Genomic DNA, 23,004 nt, shown 5'->3' with positions numbered 1-23,004 from the left:
CTTCTGGAATGGGGCAGAGTTATCCAAATCAACATTTAGTCCGACAGAAGGATTGGATATTTAACTAAAAGAGATTAAGTTTAGGTAACTGAGAAGTATCTTCAATATTTTGATCTCCGTCTGATTAGGGTGATATCAGAAAGTGTTGTTGATCCAATAGTTATGGTGCATATTAATATGACAGACAAAGACAGAAAATATCATTTATTTGCATTAGGTACAGGGATTCTATTTTTGTTGACCTATTTTCTGCAGGACTACCTTTGGAAAAGGGTTTGGATTTTTTCCGTAATTCCTTTACTGTTTTTGGGAATTGCTTTTTTTGCGTTTTTCGTTTTGTCTATTCCTGATAGGAATCGAAAAGGCATTATCATTGGGATTTTTGTTTTAGGAATTATATCAACATCAGAATTAGTAAGTTCTGAAATATTTAAGAGCAAAAAAATTTTGGAAGCCACTTTAATGGACGATTTGTCAGCAATCCATCTGACTTTAAGAAAAGATAGCAAATTTGAAATGGCATCTTCAGATATGTTTAATGAAGATGTATATAAAGGAAATTACCATATCGTTGACAACAAAATAATTTTTGAAGATGAAAGATATAGTAATGATTTCATCCCTGATACATTGACAATCATTGGCGATAAAATAATCGTAAGGTTTGATAAAAATGGAAATCCAATTAAAGACTTTGCGACATATTTTGACATAAAGAAAAATGAAATCAAAAACGCGCCATAATCGAATAGACAGCCGTGAGGCAACGGTACGCCTCTCGCACCACTATATCTATCGGCATATTAGAAGAAAAACCAATCGGATAAATCAGGGGGCGTAGCCCTCTAATCTTCGTAATAAACAACAACAAAGGACCAAAGAGGGGCGTAGCCCTGAAATCTATAAGACTATGGCAAATACCTACACCCAATTATATATTCAATTCGTTTTTTCAGTTCAAGGTCGCCATAACTTCATCAAAGAACATTTCAGAGATGAATTAGAAAAAGTGATATGTGGGATTGTTACCAATCACAAATGCAAAGCTTATGCAATTTATGCCAATCCTGACCATACACATATTTTTGTCGGGATGCATCCGACAGTTTCACCCTCTAAGTTGATGGAAGAAGTCAAATCGGGTTCATCCAAATGGCTGAATGAAAAGAAATATGTACCATCCAAATTTTCATGGCAAGATGGTTTTGGGGCTTTTACATATTCCAAATCACATATCGATAACGTTGTGAAATATGTTTTGAACCAACCCGAACGCCATAAAAAGCAATCTTTCCGAGAAGAGTACCTATTGCTTCTAAAGAAATTTGAAATAGATTTTGACCATAAATATTTGTTTGAATGGTATGAATGAAAGATCTCAGGGCTACGCCCCTTGCCTTTTTCCCTTCATAAATTTTGCTACGAAGATGGTAGGGCTACGCCCTTGAAAACAATCGAGATTCTGCTCTTTAATCTTCCCATTTAATTATTCATCATTTATTTAATATCGAAATCATTTCAGTTAGAAAAGGGGGCGTAGCCATCTAATCTTCGTAATAACCGACACCAACAACGGACCCAAAAGGGGCGTAGCCCTGAAATCTTAAAACCTAAGGCAAAAACAAATGAATGAACAATCTCAGGGCTACTCCCCACTTTTAATAAACAAAAAAACCGCCTTTCGACGGTTTTTATTTTTATAGACTCCAGGTATTTCCCACATCGGAGAGGGGGATGCAACCAAGGAATTCCCCCGGCATGGGATCGTAGCTGAGGACGTTTTTGCCGATTTCCTCCGAAGAGAAGTATCCCCACATGGCCATGGACTTTAGCGAGCGGTAGAAACCTACCGGTTCCTGCGTGCCGACAGCAGTTCCCCATACTTTTGGATTAAACTTCGGGGAACTCGCTTCTGCTGCTTTGAGGCAGGTGGTTTTGTCTTCCGGACTCAGGTTGGCAAAGACATCGCCATAGGTCGACTTGCAGTCCGCATTGAATTTTTCAATATCTGCCACCACCTTGTCTTGGGCTTCTTTGTTGTAGGACTTGGCAAAGACCAAGTCCAAAAAGATATCAGTCTTCACCTCCAAAGCTCCCGGTGTTTCGGTTTTTGGCAGGATAGTATCCACAAATGAGGAGATAAACCTCGCCTGATCTTCATTCAAAAAGAGAGGTTGCCAAGTCAGTCTGTCCTGCTTTGCGCAGGACTGAAGCAGGGAAAGGATTGTCGGCGCTGCGGCGGCTGATCCCGCCAAAAGTGCTGTTTTTCTAAGTGCGTCTCGTCTGTTCATGGCATTAGAGGTTATTTTTTTTGAGTTCGTCGACGGCAAAGTTTGCCGCCCGGGCAGTCAGTGCCATATAGGTAAGCGAAGGATTGACGCAAGAGGAGGAAGTCATGCAGGCACCATCGGTCACAAACACGTTTTTGCAGTCATGTACTTGGTTATTTCCATTGAGGACCGAAGTCTTTGGATCGCGCCCCATGCGTGCAGTACCCATCTCGTGGATGCCGTATCCCATTTCATGTTTGTTGTCAAAGTCGGTGACATTTGTCAAACCTGCACGGTCAAGCATTTCCTTGGCATCTATCCTCATTTGGGCATTGATGGCAAGTTCATTTGCACCCCATTCCGCATCTATCGACAATGTCGGCTGCCCCCATTTATCGAGGACGTCTTTGTTGAGGTAGACTTTGTTTTCATGGTAAGGAAGACATTCTGCAAAACCCGTGATGAAGAATTCCCAGGGTCCGGGCTTCATCATTCGGTCTTTGAAGTCTGCGCCAAAGTCCTCGACATTGGCTCCTGCACCCCAATTGCCTCTTCCGCCACCACCTTGGAATCCAAAGCCCCTGACAAATTTGTCGGATTTGGTTTTATCATCAAGGTTGACATAGCGTGGGATATAGATGCCATTTGGACGGCGGCCTTTGTAGTATTGGTCGTCAAATCCTTCGACAACACCCATTGCACCGACCCGGTAAGTATGGTCCATGAGGTTGTGTCCCAATTCCCCGCTGTCATTGCCGAGTCCGTTAGGGAACCTGTCAGAAACAGAATTCAACAATATCTGTGTGCTGCTCAGTGCTGAAGCATTGCAGAAAATGATTTTGGCATTGTACTCGATGACTTCACTTGTTTCCGAATCGATGATCCTGACACCGGTGGCCCTTCCTTTTTCCTTGTCATAGATCAGTTCCTGTACAATGGAGAATGGCCTGATGGTCAGGTTTCCGGTGGCATTTGCAGCAGGTAAAGTCACCGCATTGCTGCTGAAATAAGCTCCATAGGGACAGCCACGGTCACAGCGGTTTCGGAATTGGCATTTGCCACGTCCATTAAGCGGTTCGGTCAGGTGGGCCACCCTTCCGATGATCATATTTCTTCCTGAAAATTCCTTTTCAATTCTTTCTCTGACGTGTTTTTCTACACAGTTGAGCTCCATCGGGGGGAGAAAATGACTGTCCGGCAACTGTGGCAATCCAAGTGCTTCCCCACTGATACCGGCAAATTTTTCCACATAGGTGTACCAAGGAGCGATGTCTTTGTATCGGATAGGCCAATCTACCCCATGACCATCTTTCATATTGGCTTCGAAGTCCAGGTCAGACCAACGGTAGGTTTGTTTTCCCCAAAGAAGAGATCTTCCACCCATCTGATGGGCACGGATCCAAAGAAATGGTTTGACTTCTGTGTAGGGGTTTTCGAGGTCATTTGCGTGGAAATGATGGTTCATCTCGCCGATAAATCCAGACCTGTTGCCCTTGGGGTGTATGTCCCGCTGCTCGGGGGTGAGTGAACCACGTAGCTCGGTGTCCCATGGATCCAAGGTCATGGTGGGGTAATCCACGACATGTTCGACGATCCTGCCACGCTCCAGGACCAGGGTCTTTAGTCCCTTTTCGCAGAGTTCCTTGGCAGCCCATCCCCCGCTGATTCCCGAACCGATGACAATCGCATCGTAGGTCATCTCCTTTTTTGCATCGATATTAAAATTGGCCATTACAATAGGGTTATTTTGAAGGGTAAAATATAGGTATTTATATGGAAAAGAGGGAGTCAGCTGTCAGGATTTTACTTGGAAGGCTCTATTTTGGATAATTGATTCCCACAGATTGCACAAATTTGCGCAGAGCAATATTTTGGGATAATTTAATAGTAATCTGCATCCTCTGTATCCTTCATGTTGTATGACTTCTCCTTACCGCTGATTTTTGGAGAAGGTTTAGCCAACAGTAAAATCAACCCTTAACATAAGAATTCCATTGGTAAAAAAAACTTCCCAATGCTTGTAATTGAACAATATCTCTTCCCCAAATCTTCCTACTTCCTGGAAGAAACCGGAGCCAAGTGAATTTTTTGGCCACCAACTTACAGTAATAGAAAACAGCCTTGTCTTCTTCAGATATGGTTTTTTTCCATAGAGGAAGCAGTATGTCAAAATGATCAAAGCGCCATATTGTGCTCAAAAAAAAGAAGATCCAATCCCTTGCTTGCGCCTGATGCAGGTCTATATGATCCAATGGATTTTCTTCAAAATCGATAAAAAAGATCCCGTCATTTGTCGCCACCATATTTCGGGAAAACGCTTGGGACAAGCAGAAGCCCTTTTGGTGTAAACTTTGAATCTCAGATAAAACTTTCGACCACAGTGGTAATTTTTCAGTATTCTCAGCCATAAGATCGTCTACAGACTTACCTTCTAGGGCTTCCATTACCAAAAAATGATCATCATTATACATGAGTTTTGGTGTCGGGATTTGGTTTTGGTTCAATTGGGACAATAAATTGATTTCATTTTGGAAGGAATAGTTTCCTCCATATTTTAAGGAAACTTTTAAAAATCCCACCCTGAAAATTTCAAAGAATCCATTAACCAACCCTGCCCAAAAAGGGAACCTAATTGGACGCTTTCTTTTTAAAAAGTACTTTTTCCTCTCCAAATTAAAGATCAGGGTTCTGTTTTTGGAGGATTTCAATGCCTTTATAATCTTTTCTAATTCCTCATTTGTAAATGGCTGTTTGTAAAAAGTATGGTCTTCTTTTTTTTCCATTGCACGAGATTCTAAAAAGCACACTTATTCAAAAAATTCATTGACCCAATTTAAAACTTATATTTTAATATTTTGTAAAATCAAGCCTAAAGCTTAAAAAACGACAGGTCCTTTCTTCAATCTATTGAATTTATGACAATACCACTGCTAAGATTGTCTGCATTCAAGCCCAATTGGTGATTGAGAAGAATTATTTTGGTACATTTATAGTGTATATGAGCATAGAAATCCTCCTGCGTTACGTCCATTTTATCAGTATTTTCACGATAGTAGGTGCTCTTGTTTCTGAGCATTTATTGCTTAAAAAAACCATGACTCGTTTTGAAATCGGAAGACTAGCAAAAATTGACGGGATTTATGGCTTGGCAGTTTTGGTTTTGTTGGCAGTGGGCCTGACGCTTTGGCTCGGTGCTTATGGAAAACCAACCGAGTTTTACAGTAATAATCCGCTTTTTCATACCAAGCTTACCCTGTTCATTGTCATTGGGATACTCTCGATTTACCCGACGGTTTTCTTTATCAAAAATAAAAATGGTGACTCAGAGGAAATCAAAAAGATACCGAATATCATTTTTTGGATGGTGCGTTTGGAGTTGTTGCTTTTATTTGTCATTCCTCTCCTTGCCGGTTTGATGGCAAAAGGAATTGGAATAATGGATTGAAATCAAAAGCAGAGAAATTCTGTTGTAATTATCTGTGAAAACCTTCAACTTTGTCCTTTTTGGCTAATATAATATTCACTATTATGAATAAGTACGTTTCCCTTTTCATATTCCTTTTAGTGCTTGGGAGCTGTGGCAAATCTAAAAAAGCAGTAATCCCCGAAAAACCCATCGGTTGGAAAAAGATGGAAACCCCGACAAGAGCATCATTGCGAGGCCTATCTCCTATTACAGAGCAGATCGTATGGGCAAGTGGTTCGGGAGGAACATGGCTGAAAACCCTTGATGGTGGAGAAACATGGGAATCCGGAATTATAGATGGGTTGGATTCGGTTGATTTCAGAGACATTGAAGGCATTGATGCCAATACTGCCATAGCCATGGCCTCGGGTCAGCCTGCAGTCATTTACAAAACTGTCGATGGAGGCAAAACTTGGATAAAGAAGTATCAAGGTCCAGTACAGGCATTTTTTGACGGTATGGCTTTTTTTAAAAATACCGGATATACCATCGGAGATGTCGTGGATGAAAAGTGGATGGTATTAGAAACAAAAGATCTAGGAGACACTTGGCACGAATTGGAATTGAGTCCTGCCGGTCCTGCCGGTGGTGGATCTTTTGCCGCAAGTGGGTCAGGGATTTTGGCAGACGAAGACAATATCTGGTTTGCAAGTGCAGGTAAGGACAGCAAAATCTACCATTCAGCTGACAATGGATTTCATTGGGAAAAATACAGCACACCCATTTTGCAAGACGAGGATACCCAAGGGATTTTTTCAATGGTGAGAATTGATGCAGAGGGTATAGTGGCAGTTGGTGGAGATTTTTCCAAGGCAGATTCAAGTATAAACAACAGCATTGTTTCCTTAGACAAAGGAAAAACATGGCGCCTTACTCCTGGAATCCGGCCGAGTGGTTACAGATCTGGAGTTGAGTTTTTTTCAAGATTTGGTTGGTTGGTTACGGTCGGACCAAATGGCTCAGATTTTTCAACTAATAGAGGAGATGATTGGGAAAGGTTTTCAGAGGATGGGTTCCATTCGGTAAAAGTGGACCATACTACAACCTCGATTTGGGCTTCAGGTGCCAATGGAGTGATAGCAAGGCTAATTTATTAACAGGCCCCCAATCCAATCAGACTCATTGTTCTAAAAATAGGTAAACTTTAAAGGGCCTGTTGTCAAATTCTGCTATCTTGTATTATCTTTAAAATTCTGATTAGGTATATATTTTGTATTTTGCTTAGCAGGGTTTTTAAACCATTTCCCAACCCCAACCTATTGAAGCTATGACTGATTTTGATATCATCCCGTCAATTTGGATCATCAATGGCAAATGTGTCCGCCTCAAAAGAGGGGATTTTGCCACAGAGGAGGTGATTTCACGCAATCCCTTGGAAATTGCCCAGGCCTTTGAGGACCATGGCATCAAGTGGATACACTTGGTGGATTTGGATGGTGCGCGTAGGGGTGAACCAAAAAACTACCATATCCTTGAGGCTATTGCGGGCTATACTAACCTGATTGTGGATTTTACAGGTGGGATTTCTACTGATGGAGATTTGTTGAAATGCTTTGAATATGGGGCAAAAACCATCACTGCAGCATCTGTTGCAGCATCGTATCCTGATAGATTTGCGCAGTGGCTTGTTACCTATGGTCGGGAAAAAATCATTTTGGCAGCCGACACCAATCCTGAACATATGAAAATCAAAACAAGGGGATGGTTGAAGAAAACTGAAATTGACCTTTTTGACCATATTGAAAATTTCTATGAGCGCGGCCTGAAGTACCTCAAAGTATCTGATGTAACTAGAGATGGTGTTTTGGAAGGTCCGAATTTCTCGCTTTACGAGAAAATTGTGGAAAAATATCCAAAAATACACCTAGCAGCCAGCGGTGGTGTCAGAAATATTGATGACTTCAAAAGATTAAAGGAATTGGGTGTTACAGCCGTGGTTTTTGGAAGAGCATATTATGAAGGTCTGATTACCCTTAAGGACTTGGACAAGTTTATGGCTGAAAATGGCTAAAAAATTTTTGTGAATACCTATCAAAGCCGACAGCAATGTTGGCTTTTTATATTTTTGGAACTTCAGAGCGAATGTGCTCAACTTTTCAAAGTCAGCAGAAACAATCGCTTGGTAAAATTTATACGCTATGTTACCACATCAGATAAAACCTCTATCTGTTGCGGAAATGAATACAGAATCGATTATACCAAAAAGTCATTCCTCTATCCTCATTTCAATCACCCTTTTTTCAGTATTTCGGGATTTGAAAATTCCAAGTCCATTGGAAATGTTATTGTATACAAGCACAGGCTGGGAAAGGATATCTCCACGGTTGTATTGTTGCAAGTCAGCAGTATTATAAAACAAGTAATATGCTTCCGTCACGTGGGAAAAATTGATGGTAACTTCTAAATCTACATCCCTTGCTATGCTTGTCCGGAAAACAATTTCAGATTCTGACCCATTGAGTATGACATCATTAAACAAGAGCACGTTTCTCATCAAATAATCTTTTTGATAAATGGGATTGACCGGCCTAGGACTTAAATCAGCACTATAACTAAAAAACGTAGTGTCACCGTCAATTACTTGAATTCTACTACCAAAGATTTGACCGGATATTTCATAAAAATTCTTTCCTATCGGATCGTCAAACTTAATGGTTATCTCAATCCCATCATTTCCTTCAAAATTATCAATTGGACCTAAATTGACAATGTCAATAGATTTGATATTCGTCTTTTTTGGAACTTCCTGAATACTACTGATTGTGGGGAATCCTGCTTTTTCTGCTACAATCTCATAAGATTTACCTTCAATTAATTCAAGAGCAGCGAGAAAATAAAATGCATTTTTTTCGAATGGCCTACTTCTGTCTATATATCCCAATGGAAATACTTTTCCTTCCGGGTCTTTGAGATAGACATTTGCACCCACCACTAAGTCAAATTCGTCATTGAAATTATTTCCTTCCAATACACCCTTACTTTTGGTCAAAAATACTTTCAATGTATCTGTAGGTTCTAGGAGGGCATTCAATACCATCCTTGGTTCTTGGTCCGGTAGTTCCACTTCAATAAACTGCTCACAGGAAGCCAAGGCTATTGAAAAGAAAAGAATTAATATATTGTTTTTGATCTTCATAATTAAAAGGTAAATCTGTATGAAACCGAAGGGACTATTGGGAAAAGACTGAATTGCCTCAGCTGATTGCGCTGCTGTTCATAATTATAGCTGATGTCCATGTAAAATGGATTTAGCCTGCTGTACACATTATAAATAGATATGTTCCAAGTTCGCTCACCCCACTTCTTCGGTTTGTTAAAATTGATCCCCACATCCATTCTGTGGTAATTTCTCATCTGGAAATTATTTCTTGATTCAAAATGATCTAAATACAAACCTCCATACCGGGTATTGGTGTCATTGATTACGGTAAAAGAATGCTGGTAACGCTGAGACGGAACCGTGATAAAACTTCCACTACCGAAAACCCAAGTCCCCGAAAGGTCGATCTTCTCAGTCAATTTATGAACAGCTGTCACACTGATATCATGCCTTCGGTCATATCGGAATGGAAACCATTCTCCAAAATTGATCTCATCAAATCTCCTTTCGGTTTTGCTTAGCGTATAGCCAATCCATCCTGTAGTTCTTCCAGTTTTCTTATGCAAAAGCAATTCAAGCCCATAACTTCTTCCCTCTCCGGCAGTTACTTTTTCCTGCCAATCTTCTGAAGTGTTGAGAAATGAGGCCCCGTCCTCGTATTCGATGACCCCTTCCATATTTTTGTAATAAGCTTCTGCCGAAAACTCCAATCCATATCCCAGATTTTTAAAATAGCCTGCTGCTACTTGCCAACTTTCCTGAGGACCGATTTTATCTGTGGACGGTACCCAAAGATCCGTAGGGAGGCCCAATCCGGCATTTGTAAGAAGATGGACAAATTGGGCCATTTGAACATATGAAAGTTTTAGAGAGGAACTTTGGTCCAAAAGGTACCGCATCGCAACTCTGGGCTGGAAGGAGGTGTAGGTTTGGGTATCAGCCATGAAACCTGAAAAATGTGCCCCAATGTTAAATTTCCACTTATCCCCTACATTAAAATCATCCTCGATATACATTGAAAATTCACGTGAATCTGATGGGGTGGCACCTTCTCTTGTTTCGGGACTCTGATTTTCTTTGGCAACAAAAACTCCCGGACTAAACCTATGGTCAATCAACATCCCACCCCACCTGAAATAATGCTGTGGATTGGGGATAAAATCAAAATCTGCCTTTATGGCAAAATCCCTTATTCCTGAAAAATAATCTGCCGAAAAAAATTCTCTAGTGGTATTTCCTTCCTGGTTATCGGTAAAAATATCTTCGTTTTCGGCAAAAAGCCTAAACCTATACTTGGTAAATGTCCCTGTGAAATTGGCAAAAAGTCTTTGGTTAAAAATATGATTCCAGCGAATGGCAGCAATGTTATTTCCCCATCCTAGTCCTGCTTCCTCCCGGCTTTGCACGGTGCCTTCATTATCCCATCTATCATAGGTGGATTTATAGGTAGAATAGGCCACATCATCACCACCATAATAACTGACATAAAGTCTATTCTTAGGATTGAAGATATGATTGACTTTGGCATTGACATCATAAAAATAATACCCTACATCTTCCTGTCCTCCCGTAGATCTCCTGATGATAGGCCTTGCGATCAAGTCTAGGTATGTCCGTCTGGCTGACAATAAAAAAGAAGTTTTATCTTTTACAATTGGGCCCTCCAAAGTGAGTTTGGAGGCGATCAGACCTATGCTACCTTCACCCTGAAACTCTTTCATATTCCCTTCTTTCATGGAAATATCTATTACAGATGAAAGCCTCCCGCCGTACCTCGCAGGAAATCCTCCTTTGATCAATTCAACATTATTGATGGCATCGGCATTGAAAACGGAGAAAAAACCAAATAAATGGGTCGCATTATAAACCGGTACACCATCCAACAAAACAAGATTCTGGTCAGGGCTTCCTCCTCTTACATAAAGCCCCGAAGCACCCTCAGAACCGGACTGAACCCCCGGCAACAATTGGAGTACTTTGAAGATATCCACTTCTCCCATCAGTGCAGGAAGATTTTTGATATCTCTAAGTGGGACATTAATTGTACCCATTTGAGTACTTTCTTGAATAGGATCATCCTTTTGACCTTCAATGACTACTTCATTTAGAAAAGCCGCTGGCTGAAGTTCTACATTAATTAAAGTGTCTTTTTCTAGGGTTAAAGAAAGCAATAACGGTTCATAGCCCACATAGCTGAATACCAGGACAACTTCTTTTTCAAAAAGTGAATAGCTGAAAAACCCGTAATTGTTGGTGACTGCTCCTTTTTGGTTTTTTTTGTCAAAAACATTGACGCCAATAAGTGTCTCCCCATTGCCTGCGTCCTTGACAGTTCCGCTGACGGTTATTTTTTGGGAGTGAGCTTTAAAAGTAAGCAAAGAAATCAAACAGTAAAACAAGATACCTTTCATAGGACTAAATAATAAACTAAAGTCAAATTTAATGATTTATGCTTTAGATCAATATTAAAAATCTTTAACCTAATGTTAGAAAAAATTAATACAATGGTAACTAGTTGAATGGAAGCAGAGTGAATGAGGGTACGCACTTTGGCTGCGGGATTTTGAACTTCCCTGTTTTTGGCGGAAACCTTAATTCTCTCTTTACATTTTTCGGCCAAAAACCGGGGGCGATTTGGTAATCTTTTATCCCCGTGTTACGTGCCTTACTCGGGACTACCCATATTTGATCCCTTTTGGAGCATTCGCCCCATAGGTTGGGGAAGTGAATGAGATAATCAATTTTGCCAAGAAACTTAATTATCTGTGTCCATCTGCGAAATCTGTGGTTAAACAACTCTTAAACTCCCCAAAACTATTTCCCATCTGGATCACTTGTTTTTCACCTTTCATAAATTCCATCAATCTTTCTGGGATAGGTAAATCAATGCCCAAGGTATCGTCCACGACGGATTTGAATTTAGCTGGATGGGCGGTTTCCAGGAAAACCCCGACATATTCACCGGGATTCATTTTCATGTAATTCCTCAAACCCAAATACCCCACAGCACCGTGTGGATCCATGATATATCCCGTTTCTTCTTTGATTTGGACCATGGCTCTCTGGGTATCCTGATTGTCAAAATAGAAACCTTTTACTTTACTGCGGAACAGTTTTTCATCATTGCCATACAGCGCCAAAAGCCTAGAAAAGTTGCTCGGATTACCCACATCCATGCTGTTGCTGATGGTGGCCACGGAAGGCTTGGATTGAAAAGGATTTCCCTCCAAAAAATCCGGTACAACCCGGTTCACATTGGTGGAAGCGATAAAAGTGTCTATCGGCAAACCCATTCTCTCAGCCAAAATCCCTGCTCCGAGATTTCCAAAATTCCCACTTGGAACGGAGATCGCCAATTTTTTATTACTCTTTGGAAGTCGGGAAAAGGCATAGAAATAATACAGACATTGTGGAATCCACCTTGCCACATTGATCGAATTGGCGGAAGTCAGGAGCATTTTTTGGTTGAGTTCGGCATCGGAGAAAGCCTGCTTCACCAAAGTCTGACAATCATCAAACACACCATCCACCTCAAGGGCGGTCACGTTTTCTCCCAAAGTGGTAAACTGCATTTCCTGCAATTTGCTCACTTTCCCCTTTGGATACAGGACAATGACCTCGACTCCTTCTACTTTAAAAAACCCATTGGCAACAGCACTTCCCGTATCACCGGATGTCGCCACCAAAACCCGGATTTTCCTTTCTTCCCCTTCCATCAGGATTGCCATCAACTTGGAGCAAAACCTCGCCCCAAAATCCTTGAATGCTAATGTAGGGCCGTGAAACAGTTCCAAGGCATAGACATCCTCTTCCACTTTTACCAATGGCGCATCAAAAGCCAAGGTATGGTCCACCAATTCTTTGATCTGATCCTTGGTCAAATCACCACTGAAAAGCGCTCCGATCACTTCATAACCAATTTCCCGGAAAGACATATTCGGCAAGTTCTCAAAAAAAGCCTTTGACAAAACCGGAATTTCCGTAGGCATATACAATCCCTGATCCGGAGCAAGTCCTTTGACCACGGCATCTTTGAGGCTGACTATATGGCGGGGGTTGTTGGTGCTGTAGAATTTCATATCTGGTTAAAAGGTTGAAAAGTTACAAGGTTGGAAGGTTGATGGATTGTAAATGTTGCAATGGTTGTAATTGTTGTCTGTTTCGTGTTGTCAGGTTGTCGAGCTTTCGGGATGTCAAGTTCTATCGGTTATATTGATTGTAGTTTTGGCTTCGACAAGCTCAGCCACCGGGGTTAATTGGGCGCTAGGGGAGGAGGGAAAAGCGGCTGCGCCGCTTTTCCCTCCTCCCCTTTAAGATCACAAAATTCCCGTTCCCTGAGCTTGTCGAAGGGCGAATTTTCAATTCTGTCATTAGTAGTGATCCTGTCCGCTGTATTGGAGAAGAACCTCTATTTTTGGTTTTAATTGTTGTATTTGTTATCTGCTTCGCGTTGTCAGGTTGTCGGGTTGTGGATCCGTCATTCTGAGTGTAGCGAAGAATCTCTTGGTTATAATTGTTGTAGTAGTTGTAATTTTTATCTGCTTCGCGTTGTCAGGTTATCGAGTTTTCGGGTTGGAAGAGTTGTATTGTTGTCGAGTCCAGTCATTCTTCATTTCGAATTCATCATTCTGAATTTATTGTCTCTCGTCTCTCGCATCTCGCTTCTCGTCTCTCGGTTCTAATCTCACATCTCCTACACAACAAAAGCTCCCCGCTTATTCACTTCCGACACAAATACATCGACGCCAAGGCCGATTTTTTGGAATACTTCTTTGGCTTTTTCACCTGCCTCATGTGCTATGTCCCCATTTGGAGAAAGGACAAATATGGTCGGTCCTGAACCTGAGATTCCCGAACCCAAAGCCCCGATGGACTTGATGGCATCCCGCAATTCATAAAATCCCGGAATCAGCAATGCACGGGAAGGCTCGGCGATGACATCTTTCAATGAACGGCTCAGCAAAGCCAAGTCTGACTTATACAGTGCCGCTATAAACCCGGCAATATTTCCGGATTGCATCACGGACTCTTTTAAAGAAATCTGCTTGCGCAGCACACTTCTCGAATCGGATGTTTTCAATTCAATATGGGGATGTACCAAGGTACAGAAAATGCCTTCGGGAACCGGAAGCTTCACAATATCCAATGGATCATAATCCCTGATCAACACAAAACCGCCCAAGATAGAAGGCGCAACATTGTCCGCATGGGCTGAACCGCAGGCGATCCGTTCTGATTCCATTGCAAAAGGAACCAACCCTTCTTTGGTAAATGGATTGCCCAAAAGCACATTCGCAGCTTCCAATGCCGCTGCCGCACTTGCAGCCGAGGAACCCATTCCTGAACCTAGCGGCAATCCTTTTTCCAGGAAAATATCAATGCCCTGATTCGAACCAAGCTTGTTGAGCATGGACTGAATGGCTACAGAACAGGTATTTTTCTCTGGCTCCAATGGAAGTTTTCCCCCATCTCCTTCGATACCTATCACTCTCAATATCCCATCCTGATTGAAAGACACTGTCACCTTGTCGCCCAATCTATCGATGGCAAATCCCAGGATATCAAATCCGCAGGACACATTGGCGACAGTTGCCGGGGCGAAAGCTGTAACGACCCGTACCATTATCTGGAGAAATTACCCAAGCGTATCACATCTGCAAATACTCCGGCTGCGGTCACATCTGCCCCTGCACCCGGACCTCTGATGATCATCGGGAAGTCATGGTAGCGCTCGGTGGTAAACAAAATCATATTGTCAGATCCTTTCAAAGTAAAGAAAGGATGCGTGCTGTCAAGAGAATTCAAACCCACTTTTGCTTTGCCGTTTTCCAAAGTGGCCATAAACCTAAGTTTCTCGCCTTTGGATTTTGCGGTTTCCAGCATTTGGGCAAACTCACCATCGTGCGCTTGGAGTTTGACAAAAAACTCTTCTATTGAGGCTGTTTCCCTGCAATCTTCCGGTACCATACTTTGAATAGTAATGTCCTCAAAATGCAGGTCCTGCTCGGCTTCCCTTCCCAAAATCAGGATTTTTCTACCCACATCCATGCCACTCAAATCATCCCTTGGATCCGGTTCGGTGTAACCTTTTTCCTTGGCAATTTTGACCACTTCGGAAAAAGGAGCTCCTTTTTCCAATTCACTGAAAATATAATTCATCGATCCGCTCAAGACCGCTTCTATTCTAAGGACTTTGTCTCCGCTGAGCATCAAGTCTTGTAGGGTGTTGATGACCGGGAGGCCTGCAGCCACATTAGTTTCATAAAGAAACTTCACTCCCCGCTTGTAGGCGAGTTTTTTCAGGGATTTGTAATTCTCCAAAGACCCTGAGTTGGCTTTTTTGTTTGGAGTAACGATGGCCACTTTGGCTTCCAAAACTTGCTCGTAGGTATCTGCCACTTCCTGACTTGCTGTACAATCCACAAAAACCGTATTGGAGAAATTCATGTCCTCCATCTGCGTAATAAATTTTTTCAAATCCATCGGCTGTGCACCTTTGGCGTCTTCAGGCGCCGGGCAATTGGCCAAGTCAAAGCCATCTTCATGGAAAGCCATGAATCTTGAATTGGCAATGCCGTGGATCTGCACATCCAAATCGTTTTCTTTCTGAAGCTTCTTTCTCTGCAGGGAAATCATTTTGATCAAAGCCTTTCCGATCAATCCGACGCCTATTAAAAAGACGTGCAAAACTTTGTTTTCCGAAAGGAAAAATGCCTCATGGAGTGCATTGAGTGCTTTTTGAAGATCGGCTTGGGAGACTACCGCAGAGATATTCAATTCTGAACTTCCCTGGGCAATGGCATATACGTTAACATTGTTTCTGCCCAAAGCCATAAACATCCTGCCACTCGCACCGGGATTGTGTTTCATATTTTCTCCCACAGCAGCTACTACGGCCATCTCCGAAACCACGATCACAGGATCCATCTCCGCATTTCGGATTTCGTTGATAAATTCCTTTTCTATAGCTTCCTTGGCAAGATGCACTTCATGGGTTCGGATGGCCACACAGATGCTATGTTCTGAAGAAGCCTGACTGATGAGGATAACATTGACTCCTGCATCTGCCAAAGCTCCAAATACCCTTCGGCTAACACCGACAACTTCAATCAATCCTGCGCCCTGAATATTAAGCAAGGATATTCCTGCCAAAGAAGAAATTCCCTTGATCAGTTTTCCAGTTGGTGCGTCACTGTTGATCAAGGTTCCCGGGTGCTCGGGTTCAAAGGTGTTTTTGATGTAAATCGGAATTCCCTTCCGCATCGCAGGCTGCATGGTGGCAGGGAAAATTACTTTTGCCCCAAAGTGGGAAAGCTCCATAGCCTCGTTGTATGTCAACTGGGGAATGGTAAAAGCTGAATACACGAGCCTTGGATCCGAAGTCATCACGCCGGACACATCTGTCCAGATTTCCAGCAGATCTGCCGTAAGGGCTGACGCAAAAATCGCGGCGGTATAATCCGAACCGCTTCTACCTAGTGTGGTGGTTTCCCCTTTTTCAGTTGAGGCCACAAAACCCGTAATAATTTTCATCCCCGGATGGGAATGGAAGTAATCCTGGATCAGGTCATTGGTGACAGGAAAGTCAACCTTGGCATTGCCAAAACGGTTATTGGTTCGGATAACATCTCGCGCATCCAGGTAGTGGGTATCTAAACCTTCGACTTTCAAGGCTTCCGCCAACACAAAAGCCGACAGCCTTTCTCCAAAACTTCCCACATAATCCAAGGTCTTGGGGGAACATTCTTTGATCAGGTAAATACCGTGAAAAAGATCCTCCAATTCATTGAAGCGGACTTTCACATAAGTAAGGACGGTGGATTGCTGCTGAATGGGAATTAGTTGTCTGACCAAATCATAATGCCGGTCTTCCAAAACCTTGATCTCGTCGGTGTAGGATTTGTCACCTTCGCGGGCTTTGATGGCACTTCGGAGCAAAACTTCCGTGACGCCTCCCAAAGCAGAAAAAACAACTGCGATTTCATCCTTTTTGGCCTGTTTCTTAATGATCTGAAACACCTTCCGGATATTTTCCTGATTGGCGACTGACGATCCTCCGAATTTTAAGATTTTCATAAAAATGAATTTTTTGATTTTGGCGTATATACTATGCTGTCGAGGTCCAAAATGGACCTAAAGATAAGGGGTCTATATGGATTTGGAAACGGGATTACCCCGTAATAGTGGTGGTTGTAAAAAACATGGAAGTAGATCCACCCAAAACACAGCTTTCTCCGGAAGGGGAGAGATTCCAATTGTTGAGTTCATTTGCTGTGAAAAACATAGAATGCTTTTTTTTGATGCGGCAATCTTAAGTACAATTTCCCGAAATGCAAAAATGTTTTGCTGTTATTTGAAAGAATCAGGAGTTTAATTATCATTTCATCAGCCATTAAGGAGAAATCTTAATTTAATTTTAATGTTTGTACAAAATATTATTTGGATATTGGAATAATGACCCGATTTGGGATAACTACCATTATTCTTCACTTTTCAAAAAGTCCTCCCGCATGGGACTAAACACATCGATCAACACCCCCGGCTCGATGCACACCACTCCATGCATCACATGTGGCTTGACATAGTACCCATCTCCGGTTTGGATCCTTTTAGTCTCCGTTCCGATGGTCATATCAAAAATGCCGCTTTCCACATACGTCACCTGACTATGGGGATGACTGTGCATGGAACCAATCGCGCCAGCCTCAAATTTGACTTTGACCATCATGACTGACTCATCATAACCATACATTTTCCTTTGGATTCCCTGATCGGCGTCTTGCCATGGCAGATTATTTTCAAATTGAAATGGCATACTTTTCATCGGGATAAAATAAAGGTTTGAAATTTGATTTTTTTGAAATTCCCTGACTAAATTAGGTCAACTCTTCACATGTAATCTTATGAAAAAAATTTCAGGTATCATTATTTTGACGATTTTCTTGAGTTTTTCTTCCTGCAGTTCGGTAGGTAATATAAATCCGCTGAGCCTCTTGACCGGAAACAATTGGGTGCTAAATTCCATGGTGGGAAAAGCTTTGGATCCTGCAAAGTTTGCCGGAGGCTTACCTTTTCTCAATTTTCAGGAAGGTGGAAAATTAGCAGGGTTTGCAGGATGTAATAATTTCAATGGCAACTTCAACCTTGAGGGAACTTCCCTGAAATTAGATCCCGGAGCCATGACGAGAAAAGCTTGTGAGGGAGATGGGGAAAAAGATTTCACCTCCGCCCTATCCCAAGTTGCCAACTTCAAAGTCAACAAAAACAAACTTACCCTACTCGACGGGGCCGCCAAAGAACTGATGAGTTTTATTCCGCAAGCGAAACCCTAAAGAAAAAGATATTGATGGATATTTGATATTGGTGGATATTGGACCGAACTGGAAGTTAAAGTAGGATTTGATGTTTTCCGCGCAAGAAAGGGAATAACAAAAAAATCGGAGATGGATTTTATTTCGCCTTCGATAACGTTATAACCTTCCAACTTTTTAACATTCTAACATTTTCAAACTCTACTTCCTCACCCTACTCCACACCTTGGTCGTAAACCTTGGTCTGTCCTCCATCACATTGAGGTCGTCTTCGCTGATTCTTTTGACGCTTTCGATGGTGTAGAATGCTTTGTCATTGATTGACTTTACTTTTCCGATAAATCCTGTGAGGTCATCCCGCTTCATGACTGTAAAGAGCAGGTTCACTTTGCCATAGCGTCCTTCAGCACCTACAGAGGTAAACCTGAAATTATGTTCTTTCATGTATTCGATCAAGGCCGGCATCGGTTCAGGAGTAATCACACGAACCAAAACCCTCCCCAAAGCGAGTTTTTCCTCGATGGTCATACCGACATATGTTCCCATCGCAAAGCCTCCTGCGTAAGCCACATAGGACATGGGATTGTTGACATTCTGAAAAATCTGCCCAATTGCCAAAAGCCAGATCAGGGACTCAAAGAACCCAAGAATCGGGGCGATTTTCTTCTTCCCGTTCATGACAAACATGATCCTCAGGGTATTGATAGACACATCCATCACCCTTGCACAGAATATCAGCAAAGGCATAATCAGGTAATTGAATACTTCAGGTGGGATCCCCAATGAAGTAAAATACTCTTGCATCGCAGTTTATTTTTTACAAAGGTAACAGCTTCGCCATTTGGAAACGTGAGAAACCAAAGAATATTCTATGATTATCAGAATTGGTGTAAGTTGTCAAAATCAGGCAAGGTCATAAAGTCAACAGTCCATAGACCACAGACCATAGCTTGCTCAACTGAACTTCAAGCCATCTAATTTTTAAGAAAAGGGATTTTGACAACTTGCTTTTTGGAGATCAGATGACTTTGGCGACTCCTGACTTTACTCCAAAATAGATAAAAAAAAGTACTACCAAGTAATTTTTGAAAACTTTTGAGCCTCGAGGAAAGGTAGTCTATAAATAGATTGAACCACAAAGTAACAAAGGTGACAAAAGACAAGCCTTTGTTTTCTTTTGTTTCTTTGTGGTTGATTAATACTCGATTCCTCCAAATTCCATTCATGGAAATTTACATAAGGATGCAATTCCTCATTTTAAGATTTTAAAAAAAATAAATACTGGTTCTAAGCTTTAGATAAGGCGGTCTGTGAATAGATTAATACCACAAAGAGTAACTAAGGAGACAAAAAACAGACCTTTGTTTTATTTGTTTCTTTGTGGTTGGTTCATACTCGTCTGGATTTAGATAATTTCAGATTAGATAACCTTTGCGACTCCTGATTTCGCTCCAAAATAGATAAAGAGAACCGAACAGGTGAGCATCAGGTAGATGAGAAAATTCCAATCGTGAAAAATATCAAAGGTAATCCCAAAAAGCAGCGGTCCCAAAGCAGCAAGGTAATAACCGGTGGATTGGACCATTCCGGAAAGTGAGGCGGTGGTTTTTTGATGGTGGGTTCGCAATCCGATCAGGGTGTAGGCAAGGGAGACACTTGAACCCAATCCCAATCCTGCCAAAGCAAGTCCTGCATAATTTACCCAATGCACCTGACTGAAAAGACTGGAAAAACCGATCAGGTACATGCAGCCAATTACCACCGCAATCCCAACTTGGTCCTTGAACCGGACCGCAATCATCGGCGCCAAAAATGAACCGATCAATCCGATCATCTGCATGATGGACAGTATCAATCCAGCCTCAACTGCTGAAAATCCCCTCGAAACCAGCATGTCAGGAAGCCAGGCAATAATGGTAAAGTACAGCAAAGACTGGACTCCCATAAAAAGGCAGATATTCCATGCCAAGCTCGATTTCCAGACATTCACTTTCGCATGAGTATCTGCAGTCTTTTTGTTTTTAGGATGCAGCTTGACCTGAGGCCACCAAATCAAAATCCCCATTACCAACAATCCCGCCCAAGTCAACAGCGATCCTCTCCATCCCCAACCCAAGTCAATGGCCATCGGGGCAGAAATGCCGGATGCCACAGCAGCAAATAAACTCATGCCTGTGGTATAGGACGCGGTAATCAGCCCGGTCTGGGTAGGCAAAAGGTGCTTGATCAAGGGAATCAACAATACATTGCAGATGACAATCCCGATTCCGGTCAGGCCTGTTCCGATAAAAAGCCATTCCGGTCCTCCCTGAACCCTAATGACTGTTCCGATAAGAATCAGCACCAAGGCATAAAGGATTGCTTTTGAGTTACCGAGTTGCTTTCCTATGGCTGCCGAAAAAAGAGAAAACGTCGCAAAAGTAAGCAGCGGCAAGGTGGTGAGAAATCCAGCCCAACCATTAGAAAGACCCAAGTCCTCCCGGATCATGGGTATCAATGGTCCGACGGCAGTAATGGAAGGCCGCAAGTTGAAAGAAACCAACAAAATCCCCAAAATCAGGAACCAGGGTTTTTTGTAGAAAGGTTGGGGCTTGGGAGTCAACTAAGGTAGGTATTATTTGGAGGTCCTTTTTTTTCAATAGAGACAAGATACGAGAACCGAGAGCCAAGACAATGTGATAGAAGGAATCTTAAAATTTTTCAATTTTGCAATCTTTCAATTCCACACTACGAATTCTCCTCCACCAAATCTTTGACACAGGCTACCCAGGTGTCCCGGGAGTTTAAGCTGGGAACAAGGTCCCATTTTTCACCGCCAAGCTCTTCAAATTGCTCCTTGTATTCTTCGCCTACTTCTACGGTAGTTTCCAAGCAATCCGCCACAAAGGCCGGGGAGAAAACGAGTACTTTTTTTACTCCTTTTGCGGATAATTCCTTGATCAGGTCTTCGGTATAGGGTTTGATCCAAGGGTCTTTCCCGAGTCGGGACTGGAAGCAGGTCACAACTTTATTTTCCGGCAAATCCAATTTGGCAGCGATCAATCTTGTGGTATGGAAGCATTGACCCCGGTAGCAGAACTGGTTTTTCTTGGTATAGTTGCCACAGCATTTGTCACTGAGTTGGCAGTATCCATCCACAGAACCTTTTCGGATCTGTCGCTCCGGAAGTCCATGGTAAGAAAAAAGGTAAGTATCGTATTCTTCCTTTTCCATCATTTCTTTTCCCAATTCCGTCCATGCCTGGACAAAAAGCGGGTGATCGACGAAGTTATTGATAAAAGTGATATTTGGGATGATCTGCCAGGTGCGTGCGATTTCCATGACCTTGTCTACCACAGAACCGTTGGTAGCGGAAGCGTATTGCGGGAAAAGCGGGAGTACGATGATTTTTTTGACATTGGCTTTGTTCAGCTTTTCCAGGCCTTGTTCGATACTTGGCGTCTGATAGCGCATGGCAAATTCCACATGGTATTTTTCAGGGTCAAGGACTTTGATGAGTTTCTCTGTCAGGTCTACGGTATGGAACATCAGCGGTGAACCCCTTTCGGTAAAAAGTTTGCGGTATTCATGTGCGGATTTTGGAGCACGGAATGGTGCGATGATGAGGTTGACCAATGCCCATCTTGGGATAAATGGAAAATCGATCACCCTTCCATCCATCAAAAATTCCCTTAAATATTTCCTGACATCGCCTGTGGCTGTACTGTCGGGAGTTCCGAGGTTGACCAATAATACGCCGATTTTCGCTTTATTTTTGCTCATTTCTGTTTCTAATTCTTGATAATTTTAAAGAGAACCAAATTACAGGCTTTTGGTTGGAAAATGCCAATGGATTTGGATAAAGAGTGGGTGGGATATGGCACTAGTACTGGGTGTTATTTGAAATTACACCCTTTTATCCTTACCAATTTGTAATTGAGTTCAAATTAGGATCTTCCATTTGAAAGATAATTCTCGGTAAATTGAATTAAAATTCATTTCAAATGAAGGGGAAATTACAAACGCATAGAGTCATCGCCAATCGTCGCCCATTTAGGCTACCTCCATTCTTATGCGATAAACTTATGTAATGACTCAGGAAGGCGCCTTTTTAGAATGTTTAACACAATTGTTTTCGGTGTATTTGAGTCTAGAATCAACAACTCTTCCTTGATGTACTCTACCGAATTCACTTTCGGGTTAATTTCTCTTTCAACACCGAAATCCTCAACATTGATTTTGAAAACTACCTCCCCGTTTAATCCGATGATAGATACCAATGTGTCATTTATCCAATTGATTTTTTTTGACAATATTGAGTAATCAAATTCAGTTGTGTCAAGCTTAAAAAGCAAAACTTCCTTAATCGATTCCTTTCCCTTAAATATTTCGGCAAAAATATCATTTGAATTCAGCCCTGGATTTAAGGTTACTCGCGCTCTTAGCTTTCGGTTTGGAGAACTTTCTTCTTTTTTCAGTTCGAAACGATGCTCGAACCCAGAAGATAACAAAGCCTTTTCAGCATCTCTGATCACCTTGGTTTCCCAACCGTTTTTTTGAAATATCTCCTGCAAGACTTTCGACAATTCCCTTGTTATTGAATGCCACCTTTTTAATTCGTTGGTTTCATCCAAATCCTCTTCTGGATGGAAAGGCCAATAAACTGATAAAACCGAGTACATAAATGGGTCAAAACGCGTTTTTTCGAATTTAGGTGAGAATTCAATATTTATCCTATTGACACCCTTGATACTGGCCTTTCTCAGCAACATGGTATATAACCTGGAAATAAGGAGACCCTCGTTTTTTAGAGTTGCATAAAAATGTGAGTTTTCAGACTGTAAGGTGATTCCAAGCCCTATGTGCATAAAGAATTAG

General features: G+C 41.9%; 19 protein-coding genes. 6 read left to right on the top strand and 13 right to left on the bottom strand.

The genetic code is table 11. From position 1 onward, the window contains the following. The first annotated feature begins 177 nt into the window (after positions 1-177). Complete coding sequence (locus MMU07_RS05850; protein WP_241124907.1) at positions 178-744, top strand: hypothetical protein; 567 nt, start codon at positions 178-180, stop codon at positions 742-744. Positions 745-910: 166 nt separating this feature from the next. Next, positions 911-1,372: an IS200/IS605 family transposase gene (gene tnpA, locus MMU07_RS05845; protein ID WP_241124906.1), complete on the top strand. Its 462-nt coding sequence runs from the start codon at positions 911-913 to the stop codon at positions 1,370-1,372. A 325-nt stretch (positions 1,373-1,697) separates the two neighbouring features. Here the strand turns inward: tnpA and MMU07_RS05840 are convergent, their stop codons facing one another. The 3 genes from MMU07_RS05840 to MMU07_RS05830 all read right to left on the bottom strand — a co-directional run bounded on the left by MMU07_RS05840 (position 1,698) and on the right by MMU07_RS05830 (position 5,053). Then, complete coding sequence (locus MMU07_RS05840; protein WP_241124905.1) at positions 1,698-2,291, bottom strand: gluconate 2-dehydrogenase subunit 3 family protein; 594 nt, start codon at positions 2,289-2,291, stop codon at positions 1,698-1,700. Positions 2,292-2,295: 4 nt separating this feature from the next. Continuing rightward, positions 2,296-4,002: a GMC oxidoreductase gene (locus tag MMU07_RS05835; protein ID WP_241124904.1), complete on the bottom strand. Its 1,707-nt coding sequence runs from the start codon at positions 4,000-4,002 to the stop codon at positions 2,296-2,298. A 238-nt stretch (positions 4,003-4,240) separates the two neighbouring features. Then, the gene (locus tag MMU07_RS05830; protein WP_241124903.1) at positions 4,241-5,053 is read right to left on the bottom strand and encodes an RIO1 family regulatory kinase/ATPase domain-containing protein; all 813 of its coding nucleotides are present in this window, start codon (positions 5,051-5,053) and stop codon (positions 4,241-4,243) included. A gap of 215 nt (positions 5,054-5,268) precedes the next feature. Here MMU07_RS05830 and MMU07_RS05825 point away from each other — a divergent pair, with 215 nt between their 5' ends. The 3 genes from MMU07_RS05825 to MMU07_RS05815 all read left to right on the top strand — a co-directional run bounded on the left by MMU07_RS05825 (position 5,269) and on the right by MMU07_RS05815 (position 7,747). Then, a complete protein-coding gene (locus tag MMU07_RS05825; RefSeq protein WP_241124902.1) occupies positions 5,269-5,715 on the top strand; it encodes a DUF2214 family protein in 447 nt (148 codons plus the stop codon). 83 nt (positions 5,716-5,798) lie between these two features. Continuing rightward, positions 5,799-6,833 (top strand): YCF48-related protein, encoded by a 1,035-nt coding sequence (locus MMU07_RS05820; protein WP_241124901.1) that lies wholly within the window; start codon positions 5,799-5,801, stop codon positions 6,831-6,833. Between the two features lie 170 nt (positions 6,834-7,003). Further along, entirely contained in the window at positions 7,004-7,747 is a 744-nt protein-coding gene (locus MMU07_RS05815) for a 1-(5-phosphoribosyl)-5-[(5-phosphoribosylamino)methylideneamino]imidazole-4-carboxamide isomerase (RefSeq protein ID WP_241124900.1), read from the top strand. Between the two features lie 195 nt (positions 7,748-7,942). On the opposite strand, the gene MMU07_RS05810 is transcribed toward MMU07_RS05815, so the two are convergent. The 6 genes from MMU07_RS05810 to MMU07_RS05785 all read right to left on the bottom strand — a co-directional run bounded on the left by MMU07_RS05810 (position 7,943) and on the right by MMU07_RS05785 (position 17,660). Then, positions 7,943-8,872: a DUF4249 domain-containing protein gene (locus tag MMU07_RS05810; protein WP_241124899.1), complete on the bottom strand. Its 930-nt coding sequence runs from the start codon at positions 8,870-8,872 to the stop codon at positions 7,943-7,945. A gap of 2 nt (positions 8,873-8,874) precedes the next feature. Beyond that, positions 8,875-11,247, bottom strand: coding sequence for a TonB-dependent receptor (locus MMU07_RS05805; protein ID WP_241124898.1), 2,373 nt, complete (start codon positions 11,245-11,247; stop codon positions 8,875-8,877). A gap of 348 nt (positions 11,248-11,595) precedes the next feature. Further along, positions 11,596-12,915 carry a threonine synthase gene (gene thrC / locus MMU07_RS05800; RefSeq protein WP_241124897.1) on the bottom strand — a complete coding sequence of 440 codons (1,320 nt, stop codon included), beginning with the start codon at positions 12,913-12,915 and terminating at the stop codon, positions 11,596-11,598. 614 nt (positions 12,916-13,529) lie between these two features. Next, on the bottom strand, positions 13,530-14,459 hold the full coding sequence (locus MMU07_RS05795; protein WP_241124896.1) for a homoserine kinase: 930 nt from the start codon (positions 14,457-14,459) through the stop codon (positions 13,530-13,532). Further along, entirely contained in the window at positions 14,459-16,912 is a 2,454-nt protein-coding gene (gene thrA / locus MMU07_RS05790; protein WP_241124895.1) for a bifunctional aspartate kinase/homoserine dehydrogenase I, read from the bottom strand. The genes MMU07_RS05795 and thrA overlap by 1 nt, the downstream gene beginning before the upstream one ends. A gap of 403 nt (positions 16,913-17,315) precedes the next feature. Next, positions 17,316-17,660, bottom strand: coding sequence for a cupin domain-containing protein (locus MMU07_RS05785; RefSeq protein ID WP_241124894.1), 345 nt, complete (start codon positions 17,658-17,660; stop codon positions 17,316-17,318). 79 nt (positions 17,661-17,739) lie between these two features. Between MMU07_RS05785 and MMU07_RS05780 the strand changes: the two genes are divergently transcribed. Continuing rightward, on the top strand, positions 17,740-18,168 hold the full coding sequence (locus MMU07_RS05780) for an META domain-containing protein (protein WP_241124893.1): 429 nt from the start codon (positions 17,740-17,742) through the stop codon (positions 18,166-18,168). A gap of 180 nt (positions 18,169-18,348) precedes the next feature. On the opposite strand, the gene MMU07_RS05775 is transcribed toward MMU07_RS05780, so the two are convergent. The 4 genes from MMU07_RS05775 to MMU07_RS05760 all read right to left on the bottom strand — a co-directional run bounded on the left by MMU07_RS05775 (position 18,349) and on the right by MMU07_RS05760 (position 22,760). Beyond that, positions 18,349-18,951: a DUF2179 domain-containing protein gene (locus MMU07_RS05775; protein ID WP_241124892.1), complete on the bottom strand. Its 603-nt coding sequence runs from the start codon at positions 18,949-18,951 to the stop codon at positions 18,349-18,351. A gap of 616 nt (positions 18,952-19,567) precedes the next feature. Beyond that, positions 19,568-20,749, bottom strand: coding sequence for a CynX/NimT family MFS transporter (locus tag MMU07_RS05770; RefSeq protein WP_241124891.1), 1,182 nt, complete (start codon positions 20,747-20,749; stop codon positions 19,568-19,570). 125 nt (positions 20,750-20,874) lie between these two features. Beyond that, the gene (gene hemH, locus MMU07_RS05765; protein ID WP_241124890.1) at positions 20,875-21,909 is read right to left on the bottom strand and encodes a ferrochelatase; all 1,035 of its coding nucleotides are present in this window, start codon (positions 21,907-21,909) and stop codon (positions 20,875-20,877) included. A gap of 287 nt (positions 21,910-22,196) precedes the next feature. Next, the gene (locus MMU07_RS05760) at positions 22,197-22,760 is read right to left on the bottom strand and encodes a hypothetical protein (RefSeq protein WP_241124889.1); all 564 of its coding nucleotides are present in this window, start codon (positions 22,758-22,760) and stop codon (positions 22,197-22,199) included. Between the last annotated feature and the right edge of the window lie 244 nt (positions 22,761-23,004).

It is taken from the genome of Cognataquiflexum nitidum (assembly GCF_022538055.1).
GTDB classification, from domain to species: Bacteria; Bacteroidota; Bacteroidia; order Cytophagales; family Cyclobacteriaceae; genus Cognataquiflexum; species Cognataquiflexum nitidum.
Note: the sequence above shows the minus strand (reverse complement) of the source record. Positions and strands in the feature narration are given on the sequence as shown.

Excerpts from the sequence above, each read along its gene's own strand:
- thrA (WP_241124895.1), bottom strand. The coding sequence starts at position 16,912 with ATGAAAATCTTAAAATTCGGAGGATCGTCAGTCGCCAATCAGGAAAAT.
- MMU07_RS05810 (WP_241124899.1), bottom strand. The coding sequence starts at position 8,872 with ATGAAGATCAAAAACAATATATTAATTCTTTTCTTTTCAATAGCCTTG.
- hemH (WP_241124890.1), bottom strand. The coding sequence starts at position 21,909 with ATGAGCAAAAATAAAGCGAAAATCGGCGTATTATTGGTCAACCTCGGA.
- MMU07_RS05820 (WP_241124901.1), top strand. The coding sequence starts at position 5,799 with ATGAATAAGTACGTTTCCCTTTTCATATTCCTTTTAGTGCTTGGGAGC.
- MMU07_RS05785 (WP_241124894.1), bottom strand. The coding sequence starts at position 17,660 with ATGAAAAGTATGCCATTTCAATTTGAAAATAATCTGCCATGGCAAGAC.
- MMU07_RS05805 (WP_241124898.1), bottom strand. The coding sequence starts at position 11,247 with ATGAAAGGTATCTTGTTTTACTGTTTGATTTCTTTGCTTACTTTTAAA.
- MMU07_RS05830 (WP_241124903.1), bottom strand. The coding sequence starts at position 5,053 with ATGGAAAAAAAAGAAGACCATACTTTTTACAAACAGCCATTTACAAAT.
- MMU07_RS05780 (WP_241124893.1), top strand. The coding sequence starts at position 17,740 with ATGAAAAAAATTTCAGGTATCATTATTTTGACGATTTTCTTGAGTTTT.
- MMU07_RS05795 (WP_241124896.1), bottom strand. The coding sequence starts at position 14,459 with ATGGTACGGGTCGTTACAGCTTTCGCCCCGGCAACTGTCGCCAATGTG.
- MMU07_RS05775 (WP_241124892.1), bottom strand. The coding sequence starts at position 18,951 with ATGCAAGAGTATTTTACTTCATTGGGGATCCCACCTGAAGTATTCAAT.
- thrC (WP_241124897.1), bottom strand. The coding sequence starts at position 12,915 with ATGAAATTCTACAGCACCAACAACCCCCGCCATATAGTCAGCCTCAAA.
- MMU07_RS05825 (WP_241124902.1), top strand. The coding sequence starts at position 5,269 with ATGAGCATAGAAATCCTCCTGCGTTACGTCCATTTTATCAGTATTTTC.
- MMU07_RS05840 (WP_241124905.1), bottom strand. The coding sequence starts at position 2,291 with ATGAACAGACGAGACGCACTTAGAAAAACAGCACTTTTGGCGGGATCA.
- tnpA (WP_241124906.1), top strand. The coding sequence starts at position 911 with ATGGCAAATACCTACACCCAATTATATATTCAATTCGTTTTTTCAGTT.
- MMU07_RS05815 (WP_241124900.1), top strand. The coding sequence starts at position 7,004 with ATGACTGATTTTGATATCATCCCGTCAATTTGGATCATCAATGGCAAA.
- MMU07_RS05835 (WP_241124904.1), bottom strand. The coding sequence starts at position 4,002 with ATGGCCAATTTTAATATCGATGCAAAAAAGGAGATGACCTACGATGCG.
- MMU07_RS05850 (WP_241124907.1), top strand. The coding sequence starts at position 178 with ATGACAGACAAAGACAGAAAATATCATTTATTTGCATTAGGTACAGGG.